Here is a 19,356-nt window from a genome sequence, read left to right on the forward strand (position 1 = left end):
ACGTTCGGCCCACGCGGGCGTCCGTCCGTGGACGGCCGCATCCGCCGCGGACTGCGGCCATCCACGCGGAAATTACTTGGTCAGGTCGTAGACCGTCACTCCGTCGATGGTTCGGGCGGTGAAGTTCGCGGCTACCCACTGGGCGATGTCGGAGGCCTCGTGGCTGCCGCCGCTGGGGGCGCCGGGCATTCCCGCCATACCTTCACCGCCGATGAAGTAGTGGATCTTGTGCTGGGCCACGTACTCCTGGAACTGGGACAGGGTCGGTGACGGGTCGGTGCCGTTGAAACCGCCGACGGCCATGACCGGGTCGCCGGTGGCGAGCTGGTAGGCGGCGGCGCTGGTGGAGCCGACCGCGGCCGCTACCCAGGTGTAGGCGGCGGCGTTGTCGCGCAGTGCCGTAGACAGATTCGAGCCGACGGAAATACCGCCGAGGAGGCCGCCCATCGGACCACCGGCATGCGCGCCGGGACCGCCGCCGGGCGGCATCCCGCCTGGGAAGCGCCCGCTGGACGGGCCGGCGGACGGAATCGCTCCGGTGTGCGGAGTCGACGCGGTCGCCAACGCGTAGGCGGTCGGCCCCGCCAGGCCGGCGGCCAGCGCCACGGCCACCACCGCCGCACCCAGTGCCCGCGGCAATCGGGAGACCACCAGCAGCAGTGCCGCGGCACCCACACCCACCACCGCGACGACGGGCCGCAGCCACGGATTCCAATCGCTGGTGCGCGCGAGCAGGAGGCAGGCGAGAACGGTGGTCACCACCAGCGTGCCCGACAGCACCGCCGCGGCTCGAAGGTCGTTGCGCCGCAACCACAATTGCCAGGCGCCGATCGCCAGACTGCCCGCAGTGGCCGGAGCCAGCGCCACCGTGTAGTAGGGGTGCAGGATGCCGCTCGCGAAGCTGAAGATTCCGCCGGTGAGTATCAGCCAGCCCAGCCACAGCACCAGCGCTGCCCGCGTCGGATCGGTGCGGGGCGCGCGACGAGTGAGCCAGAGACCGGCGACGCCGATGATCAGCGCCGCCGGGATCAGCCAGGAGATCTGACCACCCATCTCGGAGCCGAACAGTCGCGCCCAGCCGACGTCGTAGTTCATATTGCCCAGACCGCCCACCTCGTCACCGGTGAGCCGCCCGAAACCGTTATAGCCCAAAGCCAATTCGAGCACGCTGTTGTGCTGTGAGCCGCCGATGAAGGGCCGCGAGGAGGCGGGCCAGAGCGCGACCACGGCCAGATACCAGCCCGCGGACACCACCATCGCGAGCACAGCCGCCACCGCGCGGATAATCCTCGTTTTCCAAGTAACTTGGGCCGCAAGCAGATACACCACCGCGAAAACCGGCAGCACGATGAACGCCTGCATCATCTTCGCCAGGAATCCGAATCCGACGGCCACCCCGGCCAGCGGCAACCACCACGCGGCGCTGTCCTTTTCGACGGATCGCAGCACGCAGTAGGCGGCGGCGGTCAGCAACAGCACGAGCAGGGCATCCGGATTGTCGAAGCGGAACATCAGCGCCGCGGCCGGTGTGAGCGCCAGAACGGCACCGGCGAGAACTCCCGGCCAGTGCCCGGCGACCCGGCGCACCGCGGCGTACAGCACGGCGACGGCGGCGACGCCCTCGAGCGCCTGCGGCACCAGCAGACTCCACGAGTTGAGGCCGAAGATCCGCGCGGAGATATCCATGACCCACAGCGCGCCGGGCGTCTTGTCCACGGTGATCGCGTCGGCGGCGTCGCTGGATCCGAACAGCATCGCCTTCCAGCTCTGCGATCCGGCCTGTACGGCGGCGGCGTAGAACTCGTTGGCCCAGCCGGCGGCACCCAGGTCCCACACGTACAGCAGCGCGGTGGCCGCCAGCAGCGCCACCAGCGACAGCTGCCGCCACCGCGGGCTCGCGGTCCGCGGCGGCGGCGGTTCGGTCACCGCGACCGGGGGCGTTTCCAGCACAGTCGTCGTCATATGTCGATCGTCATCGACCGAGGTGGTTGCTGCCTTGGGCTTCGCTGTGTGCCCGCTGTGAGGTCTCCTCCGGCAGCCGGACGGTGAAAACGGTATGTCCTGGTGCACTGTCGAGGCTGATCGCGCCGCCGTGTGATTTCACCACCGCCGCGACGATCGCCAGCCCCAGACCGCTGCTTCCGGCCCGCCGCGAGCGCGAGGAATCGCCGCGCGCGAAGCGTTCGAACACTTCCGGCTGCAGTGCGGCGGGAATACCGGGACCGTTGTCGGCGACCTGCCAGGTCGCGCGGCCGGCGCCGTCGCGTTCCAGCGAGACCGTGACCGTGGTGCCGGGGCCCGTATGCACCCGCGCGTTGGCGAGCAGGTTGGCCAGCACCTGGTGCAGTCGCGCCGCATCACCGGTGACGACGACCGGTTCGCCGGGCAGATCCAGATTCCACCGGTGGTCCGGGCCCGCGATGTGGGCGTCGCTGACGGCGTCGACGGTCAACCGGGTCAGATCCACCGGCTCGTGTTCGAGGCCGCGCCCGGAATCGAGCCGGGCCAGCAGCAGCATGTCCTCGACCAGCGCCGTCATCCGCCGCGATTCCGAATCCACTCGGTTCATCGCGTTGGCGACGTCGCCGGGCACCTCGGCCCGTTTCCGTTGGGCCAGTTCGGCATAGCCGCGAATCGCGGCCAGCGGGGTGCGCAGTTCGTGACTGGCGTCGGCGAGGAACTGCCGCACCCGCGTCTCACTGGCATGGCGGGCCGACAGCGCGCTGTCGATGTGATCGAGCATGCGGTTGACCGCGGAACCGAGCTGTCCGACCTCGGTACGCGGATCGGCGTCGTCGGCCGGAACCCGCACCGGTAACGCCACTTCGCCGCGATCGAGCTGCAGATCGGCCACCCGGGAGGCCGTGGCGGCCACTCGGTCCAGCGGTGCCAGCGCGCGGCGGATCACCCAGATGCCCACGGTGATCGCGACGACGAGCACCACTGCGGTGACCACCACCAGGATCAGCAGGACCCGCATCAGCGTGGCGTGAACCGCGGTCAACGGCATACCGGTCACCACCGTGGCGCCCGACCAGGTCGAATTCGCGACCACGCGATAGGAGCCCTGCCCGTCGAGGTCGACGGTCACCGGATCGCCGTCCGACGCCACCCGGGCCAACTGCTGCCGGGCGGCCGCGGACAAACTGGTCTGGGTCCCGTCGGCATCGATCTTGGCGGCGGTGACGTCGGCGCCGTCGATACTGGCGCCGACGGTATCGGCTTGAATGCCGCGCCGGTCCAGGAAATCCGGCCCGGGACCGCCGTGGTTCGGCGGCGGCCGATAGCCGTGGTCCGGATCGCCGGGTGGCGGCCCGAGACTCGGCCCACCGCCGGCCTCGCCGAGGGAACGCTTCTGCACATCGACCAACTCGGTGTCGAGCTGATGCACGAGAAACTGCTGCAGCGCGAATTCCGTTGCGGCGCCGATACCCACGACCACGACCACCAGCAACAGCAACTGTCCGACCAGCAGTCGCGCGCGCAACGACCAACCACGCGCCGACCACCGACGGCGAGACCGCGGCTCGCTCGCCGGGGCCTCACCCGGCGGGTTTGAGGACATATCCGGCGCCGCGCAGGGTGTGGATCATCGGTTCGCGACCGCTGTCGATCTTCTTGCGCAGATAGGAGACATAGAGCTCGACGATGTTGGAGCGGCCGCCGAAGTCGTAGCTCCAGACCCGATCCAGAATCTGCGCCTTGCTCAGCACGCGACGGGGATTGCGCATGAAATAGCGCAGCAGTTCGAACTCCGTGGACGTCAGCGTGATCGGCTCGCCCGCGCGCGTCACCTCGTGGCTGTCCTCGTCGAGCATCAGATCGCCCACCACGATCTGAGCGTCGTTGTCGACGGTGGTGATGCCGGTGCGGCGCAGCAGTGCGCGCAGGCGCAGGACCACCTCCTCGATGCTGAACGGTTTGGTGACGTAGTCGTCGCCGCCGGCGGTGAGCCCGGCGATGCGATCCTCGACCGAATCCTTCGCGGTCAGCAGCAGCACCGGCAGATACGGCAGATCGCGGCGCAGCTTCGCGAGCACCTCGAGCCCGGTCATATCCGGCAGCATCACGTCGAGAACCACCACGTCGGGGCGGTTCTCGCGGGCCGCGGTGACCGCGGTGCGGCCGTCGGCGGCGGTGACGACCTGCCACCCTTCGTAGCGCAACGCCATCGACACCATTTCCGCGAGCACCGGTTCGTCGTCGACGACGAGGACGGTCACGGGGCTGCCGTCCGCGCGGCGCATCACGACGCGCTCGGCCGGAGTGTTCGTGGTGGTCATGACCCCAGTCTGGGAACGGCGGCTAGGTGTCCGCTGTGCCGTGTCTGGGGGTCGGCTGTGAGTGCGGCGGTCGCGGCGCGTTCACCACAGCGGGTACCGAACGAGTCCACAGCGCAGACCCAGCTTCGCACCGCAGGGTTGACCGAGCAACGCGATCGCGGCATCGACGGCCCGCGATCGCATTCGACGACAAGGAGTACGCGATGACCGAGCCCACCCCACAGCCTCCGGCCGAGCCGGAACACACCTGGGGCGCGGCGCAGACCCGGCCGGCCGCCACCTGGTCGACGAAGAAGTCGCTGGCCGCGGTCGGTATCGCCGCGGTGATCGCGGCGGCCGGGGGCGGCGTCGTCTACGCGGCCACACATTCCGATGGCAGTGCGCACGGTGGTCCGGGCGGGGCCGGGACCAGCTGGGGCGGCGGGCACAACACCGCGGGCCCGGGCGGTATGGGCATGACCGGCCAGAGCCTGCACGGCCAGTTCGTGATCAGCGACGGCAACGGCGGCTACACCACCGAGATCACTCAGACGGGCACGGTGACCGCGGTATCGGACACCTCGATCACCGCCGAGAGCGCCGACAACTTCACCCAGACCTACACGATTTCCGGCAGCACCCAGCATTCGGCGGTGAAAGTCGGTGACACCGTGCGCATTCAGGGCACGGAGGCGAACGGGGCCGCCACCGCGACCGCGATCACGAGCGGCACCGAATCCGGGCAGATGGGTGGTCGCACCGGACGGTCGGGCCGCTTCGGCGGAATGGCGCAGGGCGGCGATCCGGGGCAGAACGGTCCCGGACCGGGAGGCGCGGCGCCCGGACAGGGCGGCGGACCCGGGATGGCACCGCCGATGGACGGTGCTCCGAATCAGCCCAACGGCTGATCGCAGGAACGTCGGCGGGTCCATGCCCGCCGACTCGCGGCGCGTCACGCATGCGCGGCGCGACGCGCCCCACCGGCGGAATCCACAACGCCCGACGGTCGGCACACCTCTGGCAAACTGGGCGGATGGATGGCGATGCGGTGATCGTGCCCATGGGTCTGGGGCATTTGCGGCAGGTGCTGGATCTGGGTCACGAAGTGTTCGACACCAGCGTCAAGCCCTACACCTCGTGGTCGTTGACGTCGGTGGCCGAACATTTGGATTCGGCGGACAACGCGTGCTGGGTGGCATTGGATTCGGATCGGGTGGTGGGATTCGTGCTCGGGTCCATGGAATTCGAATTGCGGGACGACTGGGGATATCTGGAGTGGGTCGCGGTGGCGCCGGATATGCAGGGGCGCGGGCTGGCGCGGCGACTGGTGGATATCTGTTCGGAAGCGTTGTTCGCGCGGGGAGCGCGCCGCATCGTGACCGACGTGGAGCAGAGCAATACCGCCTCGGCCACCCTGATGACCCGCAGCGGATTCAGTCCGGCCGCCTCGGTCACCCTGTTCGTCCGGCCCAATCCCGCTGAGCCGGAACGGGATTCGGAAGCACCGCTGCCGCCGATCGCGCCGGGCGCCAAACGGGCGTTGATCAGGCGAGGCCGTCTCGCGGGCGACAATCGCAGCACGCACTGAGCCGCGCGAGCCGCCGCACGCTATCCGATCCGTCCCTGCCGCAGCGCGGGCGCTGTGCCGAGGATGCCGACGCCGGATGCACTGCCGTCGCGGGGCGCACGGTCGACGCACACCGCCCGCACCAGGAAGTAGTTCAGGACCGGAATCAGCAGTTCCACCGGCGTCATGAGCACGTAGAACCAATTGGGTTCCCCGCTCACCACCCATGCCAGCAGCCGGGCGATTCCGCCGGCGAAGAAAACGGCGCCGAGCGCGTTGATCGCCGGCCCTCGGTGCTCCACATCGCGCGCACACCACGCCACGGCCAGTCCGTATGCGCCGAACACGACCGCGTAGAAGCGCATATCGGAATCGACGGTGGCGTTCACCGGTCCCGCGCCGATGACGCTGGCGGTACCGAAGAACAAGTGCGCCAACGCAATTCCCGCACACACCAGCCCGAACACCAGTAGCCAGATCTGCAGCACTCGTCGCATGCCGACCCCTATTAGACGGTTGTTGAATAAGCTCCACGGTAGGCCGCTGCCGCCGCTCACGTCAACCACCGCACGCCTACGATGAGCAGATGCCGAGCCGACGCCGCCTCACCCCCGAGCAGCGCCGCGACGAATTGATGGATGTGGGCGCGCGATTGTTCGGCGAACGCTCGTTCGACGAGGTCGCGATGGAGGACATCGCCGCCCACGCCGGCGCCTCCCGCGCCCTGATGTACCACTACTTCCCCACCAAGGGCGAGTTCTTCGCGGCCATCTGGAAGCGCGCTCACGATCGACTGCTCGCCGAACTGCGCATCGACCCCGAGGAGCCGGTTCGCACCGCCGTCTATCGGAGCCTGGTGGCGCATCTGGATTTCTATCGCGCCCACGTTCCGCTGGTTCTCATCGCCAACCGCACCGCGCCGGCCACCGATCCGGCGGTGCGTGGACCGGTGGTCGAGGACCTGAATGCCCTGTGCGAGCGCGTCCTCGACGCGTGTGGCGCCACGGGGCACACCCGAGAGGTGGCGGCCGCGGCGCTGAGCGGATGGATCGCCTTCATTCGCGAGGTCGCCATCGAATGGCTTGCCCATCAGCGCATTTCGCGTGACGAAGTGTTACGGATGTGCATGGCGACCCTGGACGCCACCGCGGGTGCCCAGCTCGATCTGACCGCGCCGCCGCGGCGGTGAGACGTCGTGGTCCGCTATCGCCGGGAGAGCCGATCGAACACCGCGCTCGCCGCGCCGAAACCGAGCACCCCGAGCCCCGCACACCAGACCAGGGCCAGTGCCGCGCTTGCGCCGGTTCCGCTCGAATTCAGCAGACCGCGCACGGTATCCACCACGGGCGTGGCGGGCTGGTAGGCGGCGAAGCCGCGCAGCCAGGCGGGCATGGTGGAGGTCTGCACGAACGCGCTGCTGATGTAGGGAATGAACATGATCGCGTAGGTCATCCCGCCGGCCGCCTCGGGATTCTTCGCCACCAGCCCGAGCGCGACCGCGATCCAGCAGATCGCCACCACGAACAGCACGATCATGGCCAGCGCCCCCAGCCAGCCGAGTACGTCCGCCCGCGGGCGATAGCCGAGTAGGACGGCCACGGTCACCGCGATCGCGATGGCTGCGAGATTGCGCGCCACCCCCTCCCCGACGTGTCCGGCCAGGATCGCCTGCCGGAACATCGGCAGCGTCCGGAATCGGTCGATACTGCCCCGGGTCATATCCGCCGAGACCGCGGTCGCGGTGATCGACGCACCGAAACCCGTACACAACAGCATGATTCCGGGCACGACGTAGTCGAGGTAGGAACCACCGACGTCGATCGCGCCGCCGAAGACGTAGGTGAACAGCAGCATCACCAGGATCGGCATGAGCAGCGAGATGATCAGCGTGTCCGGACTGCGCAGGGTGTGCCGGGCGCACCGGCGGAACATCACCGCCGAATCCGCGGCGATCATCCTCACCGGGCTGCCGCCTCGACGATATCGGCGGCATGGGCGGCGGCGCCCTCGGTGCGCAGGGTAGCCGCGAATTGCCGTGCACGGGCGCGACGTTCGGGTTCCAGCAGCGTGGTCACGCCGCGAACGAGTCGTTCGGTGGTGAGCTCGGTGAAACGCAGGTGTGCGCCGAGCCCGAGCCGATCCACCTGCCCGCCCCACATCGGCTGTTCGAACGACACCGAACACACCAGTGTCGGCAGACCGGCCCGCAGACTTTCGAACAACGTGCCTATCCCGCCGTGATGCACCGCGGCCGCGCAGTGCGGGAACACGAGGTCGTAGGCGAATGGGCCGACCACTTTCACCCTCGAATCACCCTGGGTACGAGCGGTTCCCATACCACTCCAGCCCGCGCTCACCAATGCTCGCACCCCGAGTCGCCGCGACACCTCACCGACCATGGCCAGGACGGCGGCGGGATCGCTGATCGGCATACTGCCGAATCCGAAGAACACCGGCGCCTCCCCCGCCCGCACCCAGGACAGGATGTCGGTGTGGTCGTCGCCGAGTTCGCCCACCGCGTGCCGGGTCTGCTGATCCAGCGTCAGGAAGCCGGTGAACGGGCGCCGGCCGTCCCACTGCGCCGGCAGCCCGGGCACCAGTGCCGGATCGTAGATCTGCACCTCGGGGACCCGCCGCCGGGCCAGCACCGCCGCGATACTCGCCCGCGATTTCGGCAACCCGAGCATGCCGCGCAGATCGTTCAGATAGCGCATGAACACGATCCGCCGCAGGTTCTCCGCCACCGCCCACGTCGCACGATTCACCGGAGCGGGCGGCGCCCAGGTCGCCGGCAGCGCGCCCGGAAACGGATAGGCCCCGTTCGCCCGGGCCGGGTAGTAGTGCAGGCTAACCAGCGGCACATCCATCGCCTCGGCGACCGAGCACGCGCGGTCCTCGGTGACGGTGCTGGCCACGATCAGGTCGGCGCCCGCGCACACCTCGACCACCTCGCGGTTCATCCGATCGGCATAGTCGGCCATCTGCCGGGCGACCAGCTGCATCAGCCGCAGCGTATTGCCCGCGGCGAGGGCGCGCTGCCCTGCCTCCGAGCTGTAGAGCTGCTGCACATCGGGCCCGCAGGCGCGCGCGGCGAGCCCGGCCGCGGAGGCGAAATCGACCAGATTCGGCGGCGCGCCCAGCACCACGTCGTGGCCGCGGCGCCGCAATTCCAGCCCCAGGGCCAGCACCGGTTGCACGTCGCCGCGGGTGCCGGTCAGCGGAATGGCGATTCTCATGTCGAGTTATCTCCCCTTTTCCCGAGAGCGCAACACTTTCGGCCGAGAAACCCGATGGGGACACTATGGGATATCGAACCAACGGGCGCGTGGGTAACGTGCCGGGCGTGCACATCGCCATGTTCATGGACTATCACCCGGCGACGCTGGGCGGGGTGCAGACCGCGGTGGCGGCACTGCGCCGCGGCCTCGAACGCGCCGGGCACCGGGTGACACTGTTCGTGGCGCCACTGTCGGGCACTCCGTCCCCCGCTACGGAAGCCGACGACGGGGTGATCGAACTGGCTCCGCTGGCCGGCGCGGTGGTGAACGGCTTCCCGATGGTGCTGCCCACCGCACGCAACGCCGCACTGATCGATGCCGCCTTCGCCGCCCGCGGCCCGGTCGATCTGGTCCACACCCACACCACCTACGGGGTCGCCATCTCGGGAATGAAAGCCGCACGGCGGCACCGGATTCCGCTCGTACACACCGCACAGAGCCGCGACGACGCCTTCATCGAGCACACCGCACCGGCGCCCTACCTCTCCGCGCTGGCGCTGCGAATCCTGCACGGCCGCTTCGTCAACCACCCCGCACGGATGCCGCGTGGCGCGCAGAGCCGGGCCGCCCGCCATGCGTGGCACACCATCGTGGGTCAGGGGCAGGCCGCCGACCGGGTCATCGCACCGACCCGCCATTTCGCCGATCTGCTGCTCGGCCACGGCCTCACCCGGCCGATCCGGGTCGTGTCCAACGGCGTCGACGACACACTCGTCGACAACCGGCGCCCGGTCGAGCGCGACGCCGACGGCCCGCTGCGGTTGATCTGGTGCGGCCGGCTCTCCGCGGAGAAGCGACTGCTCGAATCGATCGACGCGGTGCGCCGCGTCCCCGACTGCACCCTCGACGTGTACGGCGAGGGTGAACTGTTCGATCGCGCCGCCGCGGTGGTCGCCGAATACGGCCTCGCGGACCGAATCACTCTGCACGGCAGGGTTTCTCAGGAGCAATGCCTCGACGCCATGGCCGCAGCGGACGCCCTGCTGTTTCCGTCGTGGGGTTTCGACACCCAAGGCATGGTGCTGCTGGAGGCGATCGCCACCGGGCTGCCCGTGCTGTACTGCGATCCGGACCTGGCCGAATCCATCCCGGCGGGCGGCGGTCTGCGCGCCGACGACACCTCCCCCGCAGCACTGGCGGATGTGATCGCCCGGCTGGCGACAGATCGCGCCGAGTTGCTCGCGATGCGCGCCGAGATGGCCGGGCATCGGGATTCGGTGCGACAATCCGGCCGCATCGGCGCGATCGTCGAGGTCTACCGGCAGGCACGGGCCGATACCGAGCCCGCCGCGCAGCCGCCGGTGCCGCGACGACTCTCCGATGTCCCCACCGCGCCCGGCGCCCTGCCGTTGATCGGCCACAGCCTGCGCGCGCTGCGCGACGCACCGGGTTTCGTGACCTCGCTCGCCGACCTCGGCCCGATCGTGCGCATCCGGTTCGGCCGCAAAACCGGCTATGTGCTCACCACTCCTGAGCTGGTACGCGAGGTCGGCCTCGGCGACGCGGAACTGAATCGCGACGACCTGCGGGAAGCGATCGCCGATGTGGCGGGCGGTTCGGTGAACGTGCTGCGCGGCGCCGAACACAAACTGCGCCGGCGCATGATCGCGCCCGCGCTGCGGCAGAGCCGGCTCGCCGAATATGCCGTCACCGCGGCCGGATTGGCCGATACCTGGTCGGCCGCACTGCCCGCCGGTGGCCGGGTCGACCTGATGGACGAGGCGCACGGACTGATCCTCGACACGGTGTCCTCTACGTTGTTCACCGCCGAATTCAGCGAGACGGCCCGCCGCCGGATTCGCGACAACGTGCCGTGGCTGCTGAGCCAGGTCATTCTGCGCACCGCGCTGCCGCCGCAGATCCGCCGCCTCCGGGTGATCGCGAATCGACGCTGGCAACGCAAGGCACACCATCTGCGTGCCGCGATCGGCGCCGCGATCGCCGAGTACCGCCGCCGCGACGAGGATTTCAACGACGTGGTGTCGGCGTTGATTCGCCATACCGATCCCGAGACCGGCGCGCGACTGTCGGACGAGCACATCATCGACGAGGCCATCCTGATGCTGGCCGGTGGGGTGGGGTCGATGGCCTCGCTCACCGGCTGGCTGTGGCACGAGGTGATGCGGCGCCCCGATATCGCCGAGCGGATACGTGCCGAACTCGACGAGGTGGTGGGCGCCGGCCCGGTGCGCGCGGAGCATATCGCCGAGCTCACCTACCTGAAACAGGTTGTCTCGGAGACTCTTCGGTTCTGGGGGCCGTGGATCAGCGCCGGTAACGCGTCGGGGCCGGTGACCGTCGGTGGACTCACCATTCCCGACGGCACCGCCATCATGTTCAGCCCGTATCTGGTCCAGCACGACCCGCGCCACTTCCCGAATCCCGAGGCCTTCGATCCCGACCGCTGGTCGCCGGACCGCACCGGCGAGATCGACAAGCAGGCGAACCTGTCCTTCGGCGTCGGTCGCCGGCGCTGCCTGGGCGATCATTTCGCGCTGCTGGAGATCACGCTGGCCTCGGCGGCACTGCTGGCCCGGTGGCGACCCGAGCCGGATCCGGCCTACGTCGTGCGAGCCTCGAACCGCGACTTCGTCCTCTCACCCTCCGCGATTCCGGTGACCCTGCACCGGCGTTAGCGACGGCGCAGCAGCACCCCGCGGATGAACGCCGCCTGCCCGGAATGCTGGATGTCGTCGTCGACCACGCTGAGCAGCCGCACGCCGAGGGTCACCGGCGGATCCCAGCGGGTGTCGACGATCCGCGGCAGGTCGGCGTCGGTGAGGGTGCGGACGTACTCGACGGTGCGGTCGTGGACGGCGTCGTGATAGCCCAGCAGCGACTCGGCCGGAACACCGTCGAGGGCCGCCACCGCGTCCGGACCATCGCCGTATCCGGTCGCTGATTCCTCGAAGGGCAGATCGAAGCGGCGAGCCCAGCCGGCCGCCGTCCACACCTGTTCGGTGCCGGCCACGTCGGCGACATGGTCGTCCTGCACGCGGGTCAGATGCCAGATCAGCCAGGCGATGGAATTGGCCCCCGGATCCAGCCGCGCGGCCAGTTCCTCCTGGGTGAGCCCGGCGACCGCGCCGTGCACGTTCTCCTTGATCCGTCCGAAGGCGTCTACCAGCAGATCGGTGCTCGTCATGCTGGTATGCAAGCACATCACACCGACAGTTCGGTGGAACCGGTGTGAATATGCCCGCTCACAAGGTGTTTCACCGTGGTTCACCGGCCCGGTCCGCCCCGGCGAACCGAGAGTGGAAGACGGACAGAGAGTTCGGCACGTTCCTGCTACCCTGGTCGACAGTCCGGTTACGGATGTCCGGCCGGGCGGCTAACCAAGCCTCTTGTCCTACAACAGATGTGGGGTGACGCTGTAGGACCATACCGACAGGTAGGACCATACCGACAGCGGAATTCTTCGTCGCGCTCGACAGTTCATTCTCTGGAGTCACATCTTTTGACCACACCACGTTCTGCACTGTCCGCACTGCCCGGCGCGGGCGGTCCCGCCACCTGCCCGGTCCAGCACATGGGTTCCCCGGTCGACACCGACGGCCCCCGGATCCTGCTGGACACACCGGAATTCGCCGCCGATCCGCACGCCAAGTATCGGGAGATGCGCCGGCGCTACGGTTCGCTGGTCCCGATCGAGTTGTCCCCCGGCGTCCCGGCCACGCTGGTGATCGGCTACCACACCGCGTTGCGGATCCTCAACGATCCCGAGCACTTCCCCGCCGACCCGCGGGCGTGGCAGGACACGATTCCCGAGGACTGCCCGGTGCGGCCGATGATGCAGTGGTATCCGAACGCGCTGCGCAACGCGGGCAACGTCCACCTGCGCTACCGGCAGGCCTATACGGCGGCCGTCGACGGTATCGACCTGCACGCGCTGCACAGCACGGTGGAGAAGATCGCGATCCCGCTGATCAACAGCTTCTGTGAGGCCGGATCGGCGGATCTGGTGTCGCAGTATGCCTTCCCGCTGGTCTTCGAATCGCTGAATCGCATGGTGGGATGTTCGGCCGAGCTGGGTCAGCGCGTGGCCACCGGTATGGCGGCGCTGTTCGACACCGTGAACGCGGCCTGGGGTATGGAACATCTGAGCCAGGCGCTGATGGAGCTGATCCACCTGCGCCGCGCCGAACCCGGCGACGACGTCACCTCGCGGCTGGCCCACCACCCGGCCAACCTCAGCGACGAGGAGATGCTCTACAACCTGATCAGCTTCTACGGCGCCGGCATCGAGCCCCAGCAGAACCTGATCGCCAACACCCTGCTGCTGATGATCACCGACGACCGGTTCGGCGGCGGCATGCTCGGCGGCAGCCTCTCCACCCGCGACGCGCTGGACGAGGTGTTGTTCAAGGATCCGCCGATGGCGAACTTCTCGATCAGCTATCCGCGCCAGCCCATCCTTATCGACAACGCCTGGCTGCCCGCGCATCAGCCGGTGGTCATCAGCCTGTCCGCGTGCAACAACGATCCGGTCATCGCCGGCGGCGACCGCACCGGCAACCGCTCGCATCTGGCCTGGAGCGCCGGACCGCACGCCTGCCCGGCCCGTTCGGTGGCCTACCTGGTGGTGCAGGACGCGATCGACCAGCTGCTCGACGCGCTGCCGGAGATGCGCCTGGCCATCGAGCCGAGCGAAATCACCTGGCGCCCCGGCCCGTTCCACCGTGCGATGGCAGCGCTACCGGTCACCTTCCCCGCATCTCCTCCGTTGAATTTGCTGTAAGGAGCTTCCGATGAAGCAGGAACCACTGGTGCTCGATCTGACCGGCGCCGATATCCACGCCGAGAACGAGCGCATCCGGGAACGCGGTCCCGTGGCGCTGGTGGAGTTGCCGGGCGGGGTGCCGGCCTGGTCGGTGACCGATGCGGTCGTGTTGAAGAATCTGCTGTCGGATCCGCGCGTGTCCAAGGATCCGCGCCGGCACTGGTCGGCCTATATCAACGGTGACATCAACGAGTCGTGGCCGCTGCAACCGTGGGTGGCGGCGCAGAACATGTTCACCGCCTATGGCACCGAGCATCGGCGACTGCGCAAACTGGTCGCGCCGGCGTTCACGCACCGGCGCACCACCGCGATGCGCCCGCGGATCGAGGCGATCGTGGCGGATCTGCTCGAGCGGTTGAGCGCGACCGCGCCCGGGGAGATCGTGGACCTGCGCCCGAACTACGCCTACCCGGTGCCGATCCGGGTGATCAGCGAACTGCTGGGGGTGCCCGATCATCTGGACTCGGCCATCCACGCCTGTGTCGACGGCTTCTTCGACACCTCGTTCACACCGGAGCAGGCGCAGGCGAACTTCATCGAAATGGGCCGGCTGATCGGTGAATTGGTGGCGTTCCGCCGGGAGAACCCGGGCGACGACATCACCAGTGTGCTGATCGCGACCCGCAACGAGGACGGCGCCCAGCTCTCGGAGACCGAACTCGTCGACACCCTGATGCTGGTGATCAACGCCGGCCACGAGACCACGCTCAACCTGATCGATCAGGCCATCGTGGCACTGCTCACCCACCCGGAGCAGCGCGCCGATGTGATCGAGGGCCGGGTGCCGTGGGCGGAGCTGGTGGAGGAGACGCTGCGCTACCAGGCGCCGGTCGCGCATCTGCCGTTGCGCTATGCCGTCGAGGACATCGAGGTCGGCGAGATCCGGATTCCGAAGGGTGAGGCGATTCTCGCCTCCTACGGTGCGGCGTGCCGCGATCCGAAGGTGCACGGCGAGACCACCGCCGAGTTCGACGTCCATCGGGCGAACAAGGAGCACCTCGCCTTCGGCCACGGTGCGCACCACTGCCTGGGCGCTCCCCTGGCACGGATGGAGGCCGCGATCGCGCTGCCGGCGCTCTTCGAACGCTTCCCGGATCTGCGGCTCGCGGTCGATCCGTCCGAGCTGAAGCCGCTGGGCAGTTTCATCTCCAACGGGCACATCTCGGTTCCGGTATACCTGCGATAGTTCGGCCGGTTCCGCGCCGGCGCTCGTCGGCGCGGAACCGCCTACTGTGGGATCTCGTGCGGGCGGCGTAGGACCGGGCAGTGCCACACCGGGAGGCGAACCGATGGCGTATTCGGACGTGCGGAACCTGTCGCATCCACTGTCCGCCGAGGTCGTATCGGTGTTCCCCGGCGATCCCGCGCCGCGGATCGACACCATCGCCACACTCGACGACCACGGCTTCCACCTGCAGGCGGTCACCGTCGGCGAACACACCGGAACCCATTGGGGCGCACCGGCCCACTTCACCGCCGGTGCGGCGACGGCCGATCGGCTCGATCCCGAGGATTTCGTCCTGCCCGGCGTCCGGATCGATATCAGCGCGCGGGCCGAACACGATCGCGATTACGCGGTGACGGTCGACGATCTGCTCGAATGGCAGCAACGGCACGGCCCCTTCCCCGCCGAGGCCGCTGTCCTCCTGCGCACCGGCTGGGAAAGATACTGGGGCACCGACGCTTTCGCGTCGGTCGATGCGCAGGGCCGCATGCATCACCCCGGGTTCTCGGTGGCGGCGGTGCACTGGCTGCTCGACCACGGCGTACTCGGCCGGCGCGGCGCCCTCGGCACCGACGCCTTCAGCCCCGATATCGGCACCGACGACAGCTATCGGGTATCGAAGCTGTTGTACCGCGAACACCGCCTCAGCCTCGAAATCCTCGCCCACCTGGCGGATCTGCCGGCTCGGGACTTCACCGTCGTCGTGGGCGGATTCGTCACCGAGGGCGGGTCGGGATCACCGGCGTCGATATACGCGTTGATCGGATCCTGAACAGCCGATGGTGGTCACGGCCCCGAGTCGCCCGGCTTCTCGGGGGATGTCCGGTACTCACCGCAACGGTTCGAGAACCCGCTCCACCAATGCGGTGTCACAGTATTCGGTCACCTCGAGCAACTGCCCGGCGTCGACCCGGAATACGAAGCAGTAGTACTGGTCGTAGGTCTCGCCGCGGATCGTCGTCGCCGCACTGTGGGCCTGCACGACCACCCGATCACCGTCGGCGTGAACGGCGTCCGCGCTGATTCGGTAATCGGTGAACTGCGCCATCAGGGGACGTAGAAGACCCTGTACCGCAGTCGTTTTCGGCTCCCAACTGCCCGACCACGACCAGTGCCCGGGAAAGGTCCAGCGAAACTCCGGGGCCATCGCATCGCTCAGCGCCCGGGTCTCGCCGGCGGCCATCCGCTCGAAGATGTTCTGCAGCAGCGCTCTGTTCTCGTTCACACTCACTCAGCCGACGCTAAACACGGCCGACCTATGCGACAAGCGACGATCTCGCATCTCTGGTATCAGTATTTCGCATGGGTGAGTTCACCGTTCTCGGCTTGCGTGTCGTCCGCGAAGCCGCCCGCTGCGGCTCGTTCTCGGGCGCGGCGGACCGGCTGGGCTACACCCAATCCGCGGTCTCCCGGCAGATTTCGCTGATGGAGCAGGCGGCGGGGCATCCCCTGTTCGAGCGGCACGCTCGCGGCGCCGCGCCGACCGCGGCCGGGCAGATCGTGGTCCGGCACGCGGAAGCGGTCTTGGCCGAATTCGACAGCATCCGCGAGCAATTGGATCGCCTGACCGCGGGCCCGCCCGCGACCGTGCGTGTCGGCGCGTTCTCGACCGCGATGGCGGCGCTGGTGCCGAGAGCGGTGGCGGCGACGTCGGCGCGGGTGCCGCTGCGAGAGGGCACCAGTCCTCGGCTGCTCACCGCGGTGGCGCGCGGCCGGCTGGACCTGGCCGTCGTCACCGAAACCGGCACGCTCGCCGACGATGTGGAGGTGGAATTGCTGCTCGACGATCCGCTGCTGGTCGCGGTCGCGCCGAGCCACCGGCTGGCCGGGCGGATCAGTGCGGCGCCGGCGGAATTTCGCGGCGAGCGCTGGATCGCGGGCAGCACCGAGCACGGCAGCACCCTGCTCGGCGCGTGGCGCGATTCGCGGCACGAACCCGATATCGCCTTCGTCGCGCGGGATTGGGTCGCGAAATGGGGTCTGGTCGCGGCGGGTTCGGGCATCACCGTCGTGCCCGGTATCGCGGTGCCGGCGGTACCCGCGAATATCGCGTTGCTCCGGATCGATCACCCGGAGGCGGTGCGCCCCACCCGCGTCGTCCACAACTCGGCGCGCAACGCCGCGACCTCGGCGGCGACGCGGGCGTTCATCGAGGCGTTGCGCGATGCCGCGGCAGTCCTCACGAATGAGATGCGGGGACGGCTGCGCCCGATCGCCTCGGGGTCGCGAACGAGCTCGCAGTCATAGCGCTCGCGGGTCCGTCGCGGCGAGAATATCTGCGGATCAGCGGAATTGGTCGCGGTGACGCTCGCACCATTCGGCGAAGGTGCGCGGTGCGCGGCCGAGCAGCCGCCGCACCGCATCGGTCCGCAGGCCGACGGTGTCGGCGCGCATCACCGTGAATCCCTCCAGAATCGCTGCCGCGAGCGCCGGGGGCGCGCCCTGGGGATAGCGGGACCGGACGGCCTCCTCGGCCGTCGTGGCGGTATGGACCGGGATCGGCCGGCCGATCGCGCGGGCCAGCACCTCGACCTGCTCGCCGATGGTGAAGGTCTGCTCGCCGGTAAGACAGTAGGTGGTGTCGTGCCCCGGCTCGGTGAGTGCGATCGCCGCCACCGCCGCGATATCGGCGGGGTCGATCGGCGCATAGCGGCCGGGGCCGGTCGGATCGAACACGGGCCGGCCGGCGCGGATATCCGGCGCCCACTCAAGGGCATTGGTCATGAATCCGCCGGGACGCAGGATCGTCGCGGAAATGCCCGAGGCACCGACGATTTCCTCGCGTTCGTGGTGCCAGCGCCCCATGGCCGGCATCGGATCGCCCAGCACGTTGTACGACGACACCAGGACCAGATGTCGCACCCCCGCTCGCCGCGCCGCCGCCACCGCATGCCGCGCGGGCTCCACCGCCAGCCCCGGAACGAGCAGGAACAGCGAGTCGATCCCCTCGCACGCCGCTCGCAACGCCGCCGGATCCGCCAGGTCGCCGGCCACACGTTCGGCGGAGGCCGGGAGATCGGCGGCGCGAGCCGGATCGCGCACGAACAGGCGCATCGCCGCACCCGCGCTGTCGAGTCGCGCCACGAGCTCTCGGCCGATATGTCCGGTCGCGCCGGTCACCAGTATCATTTCTACCCCTAATCGTTAGCCGCCTATCGACAAACATTAGGCGGCTAACGACACTCGGTCAATCCGGGGCCTCGGCGAACGAACGCGGGCCGCGACACCCACCCGGTTGGCGGGCGGAATCGGTCCGTCGGCGACGGCCGGGTCGTAGCGTGAGCGCATGCGCGCGCTCGTGTTCTCGATGTGGGCCTCGGTGGTGTTCGTGGTGGTCTCGCTGGCGTGGGGGCTGGCCGCGGGATCGCAGATGATCGTGTTCGACGGACTGTATTCGCTTGTGGGCATCGCGCTTTCGGCGGTGTCGGTGGCGGCGCAGCGGACCGTCGCCAAGGGGGCCGACGCGTCGTATCCGTGGGGGCGCGAGACCTGGGAGCCGGTCGTCATCGTGGTGCGCTCGACCGCGCTGGGCGGGCTGTGTGTCTACGGATCTGTGAACGCGGTGCGCGAGATCCTGCACGGCGGCCGGGCCGTGTCGGCGGTCTCCGCGCTGGCGTACGCGATCACCGCGTCACTGCTCAGTGTGCTGGTGGCGCTGGTGCTGTGGCGGGCCGCACGCTCCGGTTCGGGACTGGTGCGGGCCGAGGCCGCCGAATGGGGCGGCGATGCGGCCTTCAGCCTGGTCACCCTGGCCGGATTCGGCGCGGCGGTGGCATTGGAGTCCGCCGGTCGCGGCGACATCGCCCGCTACGTCGACCCCACGCTCGTGATCATCGTGTCCCTGGCTTATCTCTGGATCCCGATCCGGTTGTTCCGCTCCGCTTTTCGCGAAATTCTCACCATGGCCGCCCCGCGCTCGGTGGTCACCGACGTCGAGCGACTGTGCGACTGCGTCCGCACCACCCACGGCTTCGCCGAATCCTTCGTTCGCGCCTCCACCGTGGGCAGCCGCCTCGATCTGGAACTCGCCTTCGTCCTCGGTCCCCGGACGCCGGAACGCACCGTCGAATCCTTCGACGCCATCCGCGCCGATATCGACGCCCAGCTCAACGCCCGGAACTACCACCACTCGACATCGGTGGTCTTCACCGCGGATCGCCACTGGGTGGAGTGGGCAGTGACGTGAACGACGTTGCCGAGCCGACGGTTTCGGCATAACGCCGAAACGGGACCAGCGCCTC

At 68.9% G+C, this 19,356-nt stretch carries 18 protein-coding genes; 9 read left to right on the forward strand and 9 right to left on the reverse strand.

Annotation, left to right across the window (positions count from 1 at the left end):
* Positions 1–72: 72 nt before the first annotated feature.
* The 3 genes from A5780_RS37795 to A5780_RS37805 are packed head-to-tail and all read right to left on the reverse strand — an operon-like array spanning position 73 to position 4,247.
* The gene (locus A5780_RS37795) at positions 73–1,962 is read right to left on the reverse strand and encodes a glycosyltransferase family 39 protein (RefSeq protein WP_064911423.1); all 1,890 of its coding nucleotides are present in this window, start codon (positions 1,960–1,962) and stop codon (positions 73–75) included.
* A gap of 10 nt (positions 1,963–1,972) precedes the next feature.
* Positions 1,973–3,565 carry a HAMP domain-containing sensor histidine kinase gene (locus A5780_RS37800; protein ID WP_064911424.1) on the reverse strand — a complete coding sequence of 531 codons (1,593 nt, stop codon included), beginning with the start codon at positions 3,563–3,565 and terminating at the stop codon, positions 1,973–1,975.
* Positions 3,543–4,247, reverse strand: a complete 705-nt coding sequence (locus A5780_RS37805; protein WP_062963626.1) for a response regulator transcription factor — start codon at positions 4,245–4,247, stop codon at positions 3,543–3,545. Before A5780_RS37805 ends, A5780_RS37800 begins: the two co-directional genes overlap by 23 nt.
* Before the next feature lie 239 nt (positions 4,248–4,486).
* On the opposite strand from A5780_RS37805, the gene A5780_RS37810 reads away from it, so the two are divergent.
* Both A5780_RS37810 and A5780_RS37815 read left to right on the forward strand, forming a co-directional pair.
* Positions 4,487–5,170: a hypothetical protein gene (locus A5780_RS37810; RefSeq protein ID WP_064911425.1), complete on the forward strand. Its 684-nt coding sequence runs from the start codon at positions 4,487–4,489 to the stop codon at positions 5,168–5,170.
* A 125-nt stretch (positions 5,171–5,295) separates the two neighbouring features.
* On the forward strand, positions 5,296–5,850 hold the full coding sequence (locus A5780_RS37815) for a GNAT family N-acetyltransferase (protein WP_063010397.1): 555 nt from the start codon (positions 5,296–5,298) through the stop codon (positions 5,848–5,850).
* 20 nt (positions 5,851–5,870) lie between these two features.
* Here A5780_RS37815 and A5780_RS37820 read toward each other — a convergent pair whose 3' ends face one another.
* On the reverse strand, positions 5,871–6,326 hold the full coding sequence (locus A5780_RS37820) for a DUF4345 domain-containing protein (RefSeq protein WP_064911426.1): 456 nt from the start codon (positions 6,324–6,326) through the stop codon (positions 5,871–5,873).
* 89 nt (positions 6,327–6,415) lie between these two features.
* Here A5780_RS37820 and A5780_RS37825 point away from each other — a divergent pair, with 89 nt between their 5' ends.
* Positions 6,416–7,018 (forward strand): TetR/AcrR family transcriptional regulator, encoded by a 603-nt coding sequence (locus A5780_RS37825; RefSeq protein WP_064902236.1) that lies wholly within the window; start codon positions 6,416–6,418, stop codon positions 7,016–7,018.
* 14 nt (positions 7,019–7,032) lie between these two features.
* Here the strand turns inward: A5780_RS37825 and A5780_RS37830 are convergent, their stop codons facing one another.
* Both A5780_RS37830 and A5780_RS37835 read right to left on the reverse strand, forming a co-directional pair.
* Entirely contained in the window at positions 7,033–7,785 is a 753-nt protein-coding gene (locus tag A5780_RS37830) for an ABC transporter permease (protein ID WP_030517969.1), read from the reverse strand.
* 2 nt (positions 7,786–7,787) lie between these two features.
* Entirely contained in the window at positions 7,788–9,065 is a 1,278-nt protein-coding gene (locus A5780_RS37835; RefSeq protein WP_064911427.1) for a glycosyltransferase, read from the reverse strand.
* A 65-nt stretch (positions 9,066–9,130) separates the two neighbouring features.
* Between A5780_RS37835 and A5780_RS37840 the strand changes: the two genes are divergently transcribed.
* Complete coding sequence (locus A5780_RS37840; protein WP_231983223.1) at positions 9,131–11,743, forward strand: cytochrome P450; 2,613 nt, start codon at positions 9,131–9,133, stop codon at positions 11,741–11,743.
* On the opposite strand, the gene A5780_RS37845 is transcribed toward A5780_RS37840, so the two are convergent.
* Positions 11,740–12,252 (reverse strand): DUF664 domain-containing protein, encoded by a 513-nt coding sequence (locus tag A5780_RS37845; protein WP_064911428.1) that lies wholly within the window; start codon positions 12,250–12,252, stop codon positions 11,740–11,742. The genes A5780_RS37840 and A5780_RS37845 overlap by 4 nt on opposite strands.
* A 387-nt stretch (positions 12,253–12,639) precedes the next feature.
* Between A5780_RS37845 and A5780_RS37850 the strand changes: the two genes are divergently transcribed.
* From A5780_RS37850 to A5780_RS37860, 3 genes are all read left to right on the forward strand, one after another.
* Positions 12,640–13,848 (forward strand): cytochrome P450, encoded by a 1,209-nt coding sequence (locus A5780_RS37850; protein WP_051757032.1) that lies wholly within the window; start codon positions 12,640–12,642, stop codon positions 13,846–13,848.
* 10 nt (positions 13,849–13,858) lie between these two features.
* Entirely contained in the window at positions 13,859–15,076 is a 1,218-nt protein-coding gene (locus A5780_RS37855; protein ID WP_063010390.1) for a cytochrome P450, read from the forward strand.
* Positions 15,077–15,179: 103 nt separating this feature from the next.
* Positions 15,180–15,887 carry a cyclase family protein gene (locus A5780_RS37860; RefSeq protein WP_063010387.1) on the forward strand — a complete coding sequence of 236 codons (708 nt, stop codon included), beginning with the start codon at positions 15,180–15,182 and terminating at the stop codon, positions 15,885–15,887.
* Between the two features lie 57 nt (positions 15,888–15,944).
* Here the strand turns inward: A5780_RS37860 and A5780_RS37865 are convergent, their stop codons facing one another.
* Positions 15,945–16,346, reverse strand: a complete 402-nt coding sequence (locus tag A5780_RS37865; RefSeq protein WP_064911429.1) for a nuclear transport factor 2 family protein — start codon at positions 16,344–16,346, stop codon at positions 15,945–15,947.
* Positions 16,347–16,417: 71 nt separating this feature from the next.
* On the opposite strand from A5780_RS37865, the gene A5780_RS37870 reads away from it, so the two are divergent.
* Complete coding sequence (locus A5780_RS37870) at positions 16,418–17,362, forward strand: LysR family transcriptional regulator (RefSeq protein WP_064911430.1); 945 nt, start codon at positions 16,418–16,420, stop codon at positions 17,360–17,362.
* A gap of 36 nt (positions 17,363–17,398) precedes the next feature.
* Here A5780_RS37870 and A5780_RS37875 read toward each other — a convergent pair whose 3' ends face one another.
* Positions 17,399–18,244, reverse strand: a complete 846-nt coding sequence (locus tag A5780_RS37875) for an SDR family oxidoreductase (RefSeq protein WP_064911431.1) — start codon at positions 18,242–18,244, stop codon at positions 17,399–17,401.
* A 157-nt stretch (positions 18,245–18,401) separates the two neighbouring features.
* Between A5780_RS37875 and A5780_RS37880 the strand changes: the two genes are divergently transcribed.
* On the forward strand, positions 18,402–19,301 hold the full coding sequence (locus tag A5780_RS37880; RefSeq protein ID WP_064911432.1) for a cation diffusion facilitator family transporter: 900 nt from the start codon (positions 18,402–18,404) through the stop codon (positions 19,299–19,301).
* The last annotated feature ends 55 nt before the right edge of the window (positions 19,302–19,356 follow it).

The sequence above is a fragment of the Nocardia sp. 852002-20019_SCH5090214 genome, assembly GCF_001665865.1.
In the GTDB taxonomy this organism is placed as follows: Bacteria; Actinomycetota; Actinomycetes; order Mycobacteriales; family Mycobacteriaceae; genus Nocardia; species Nocardia nova.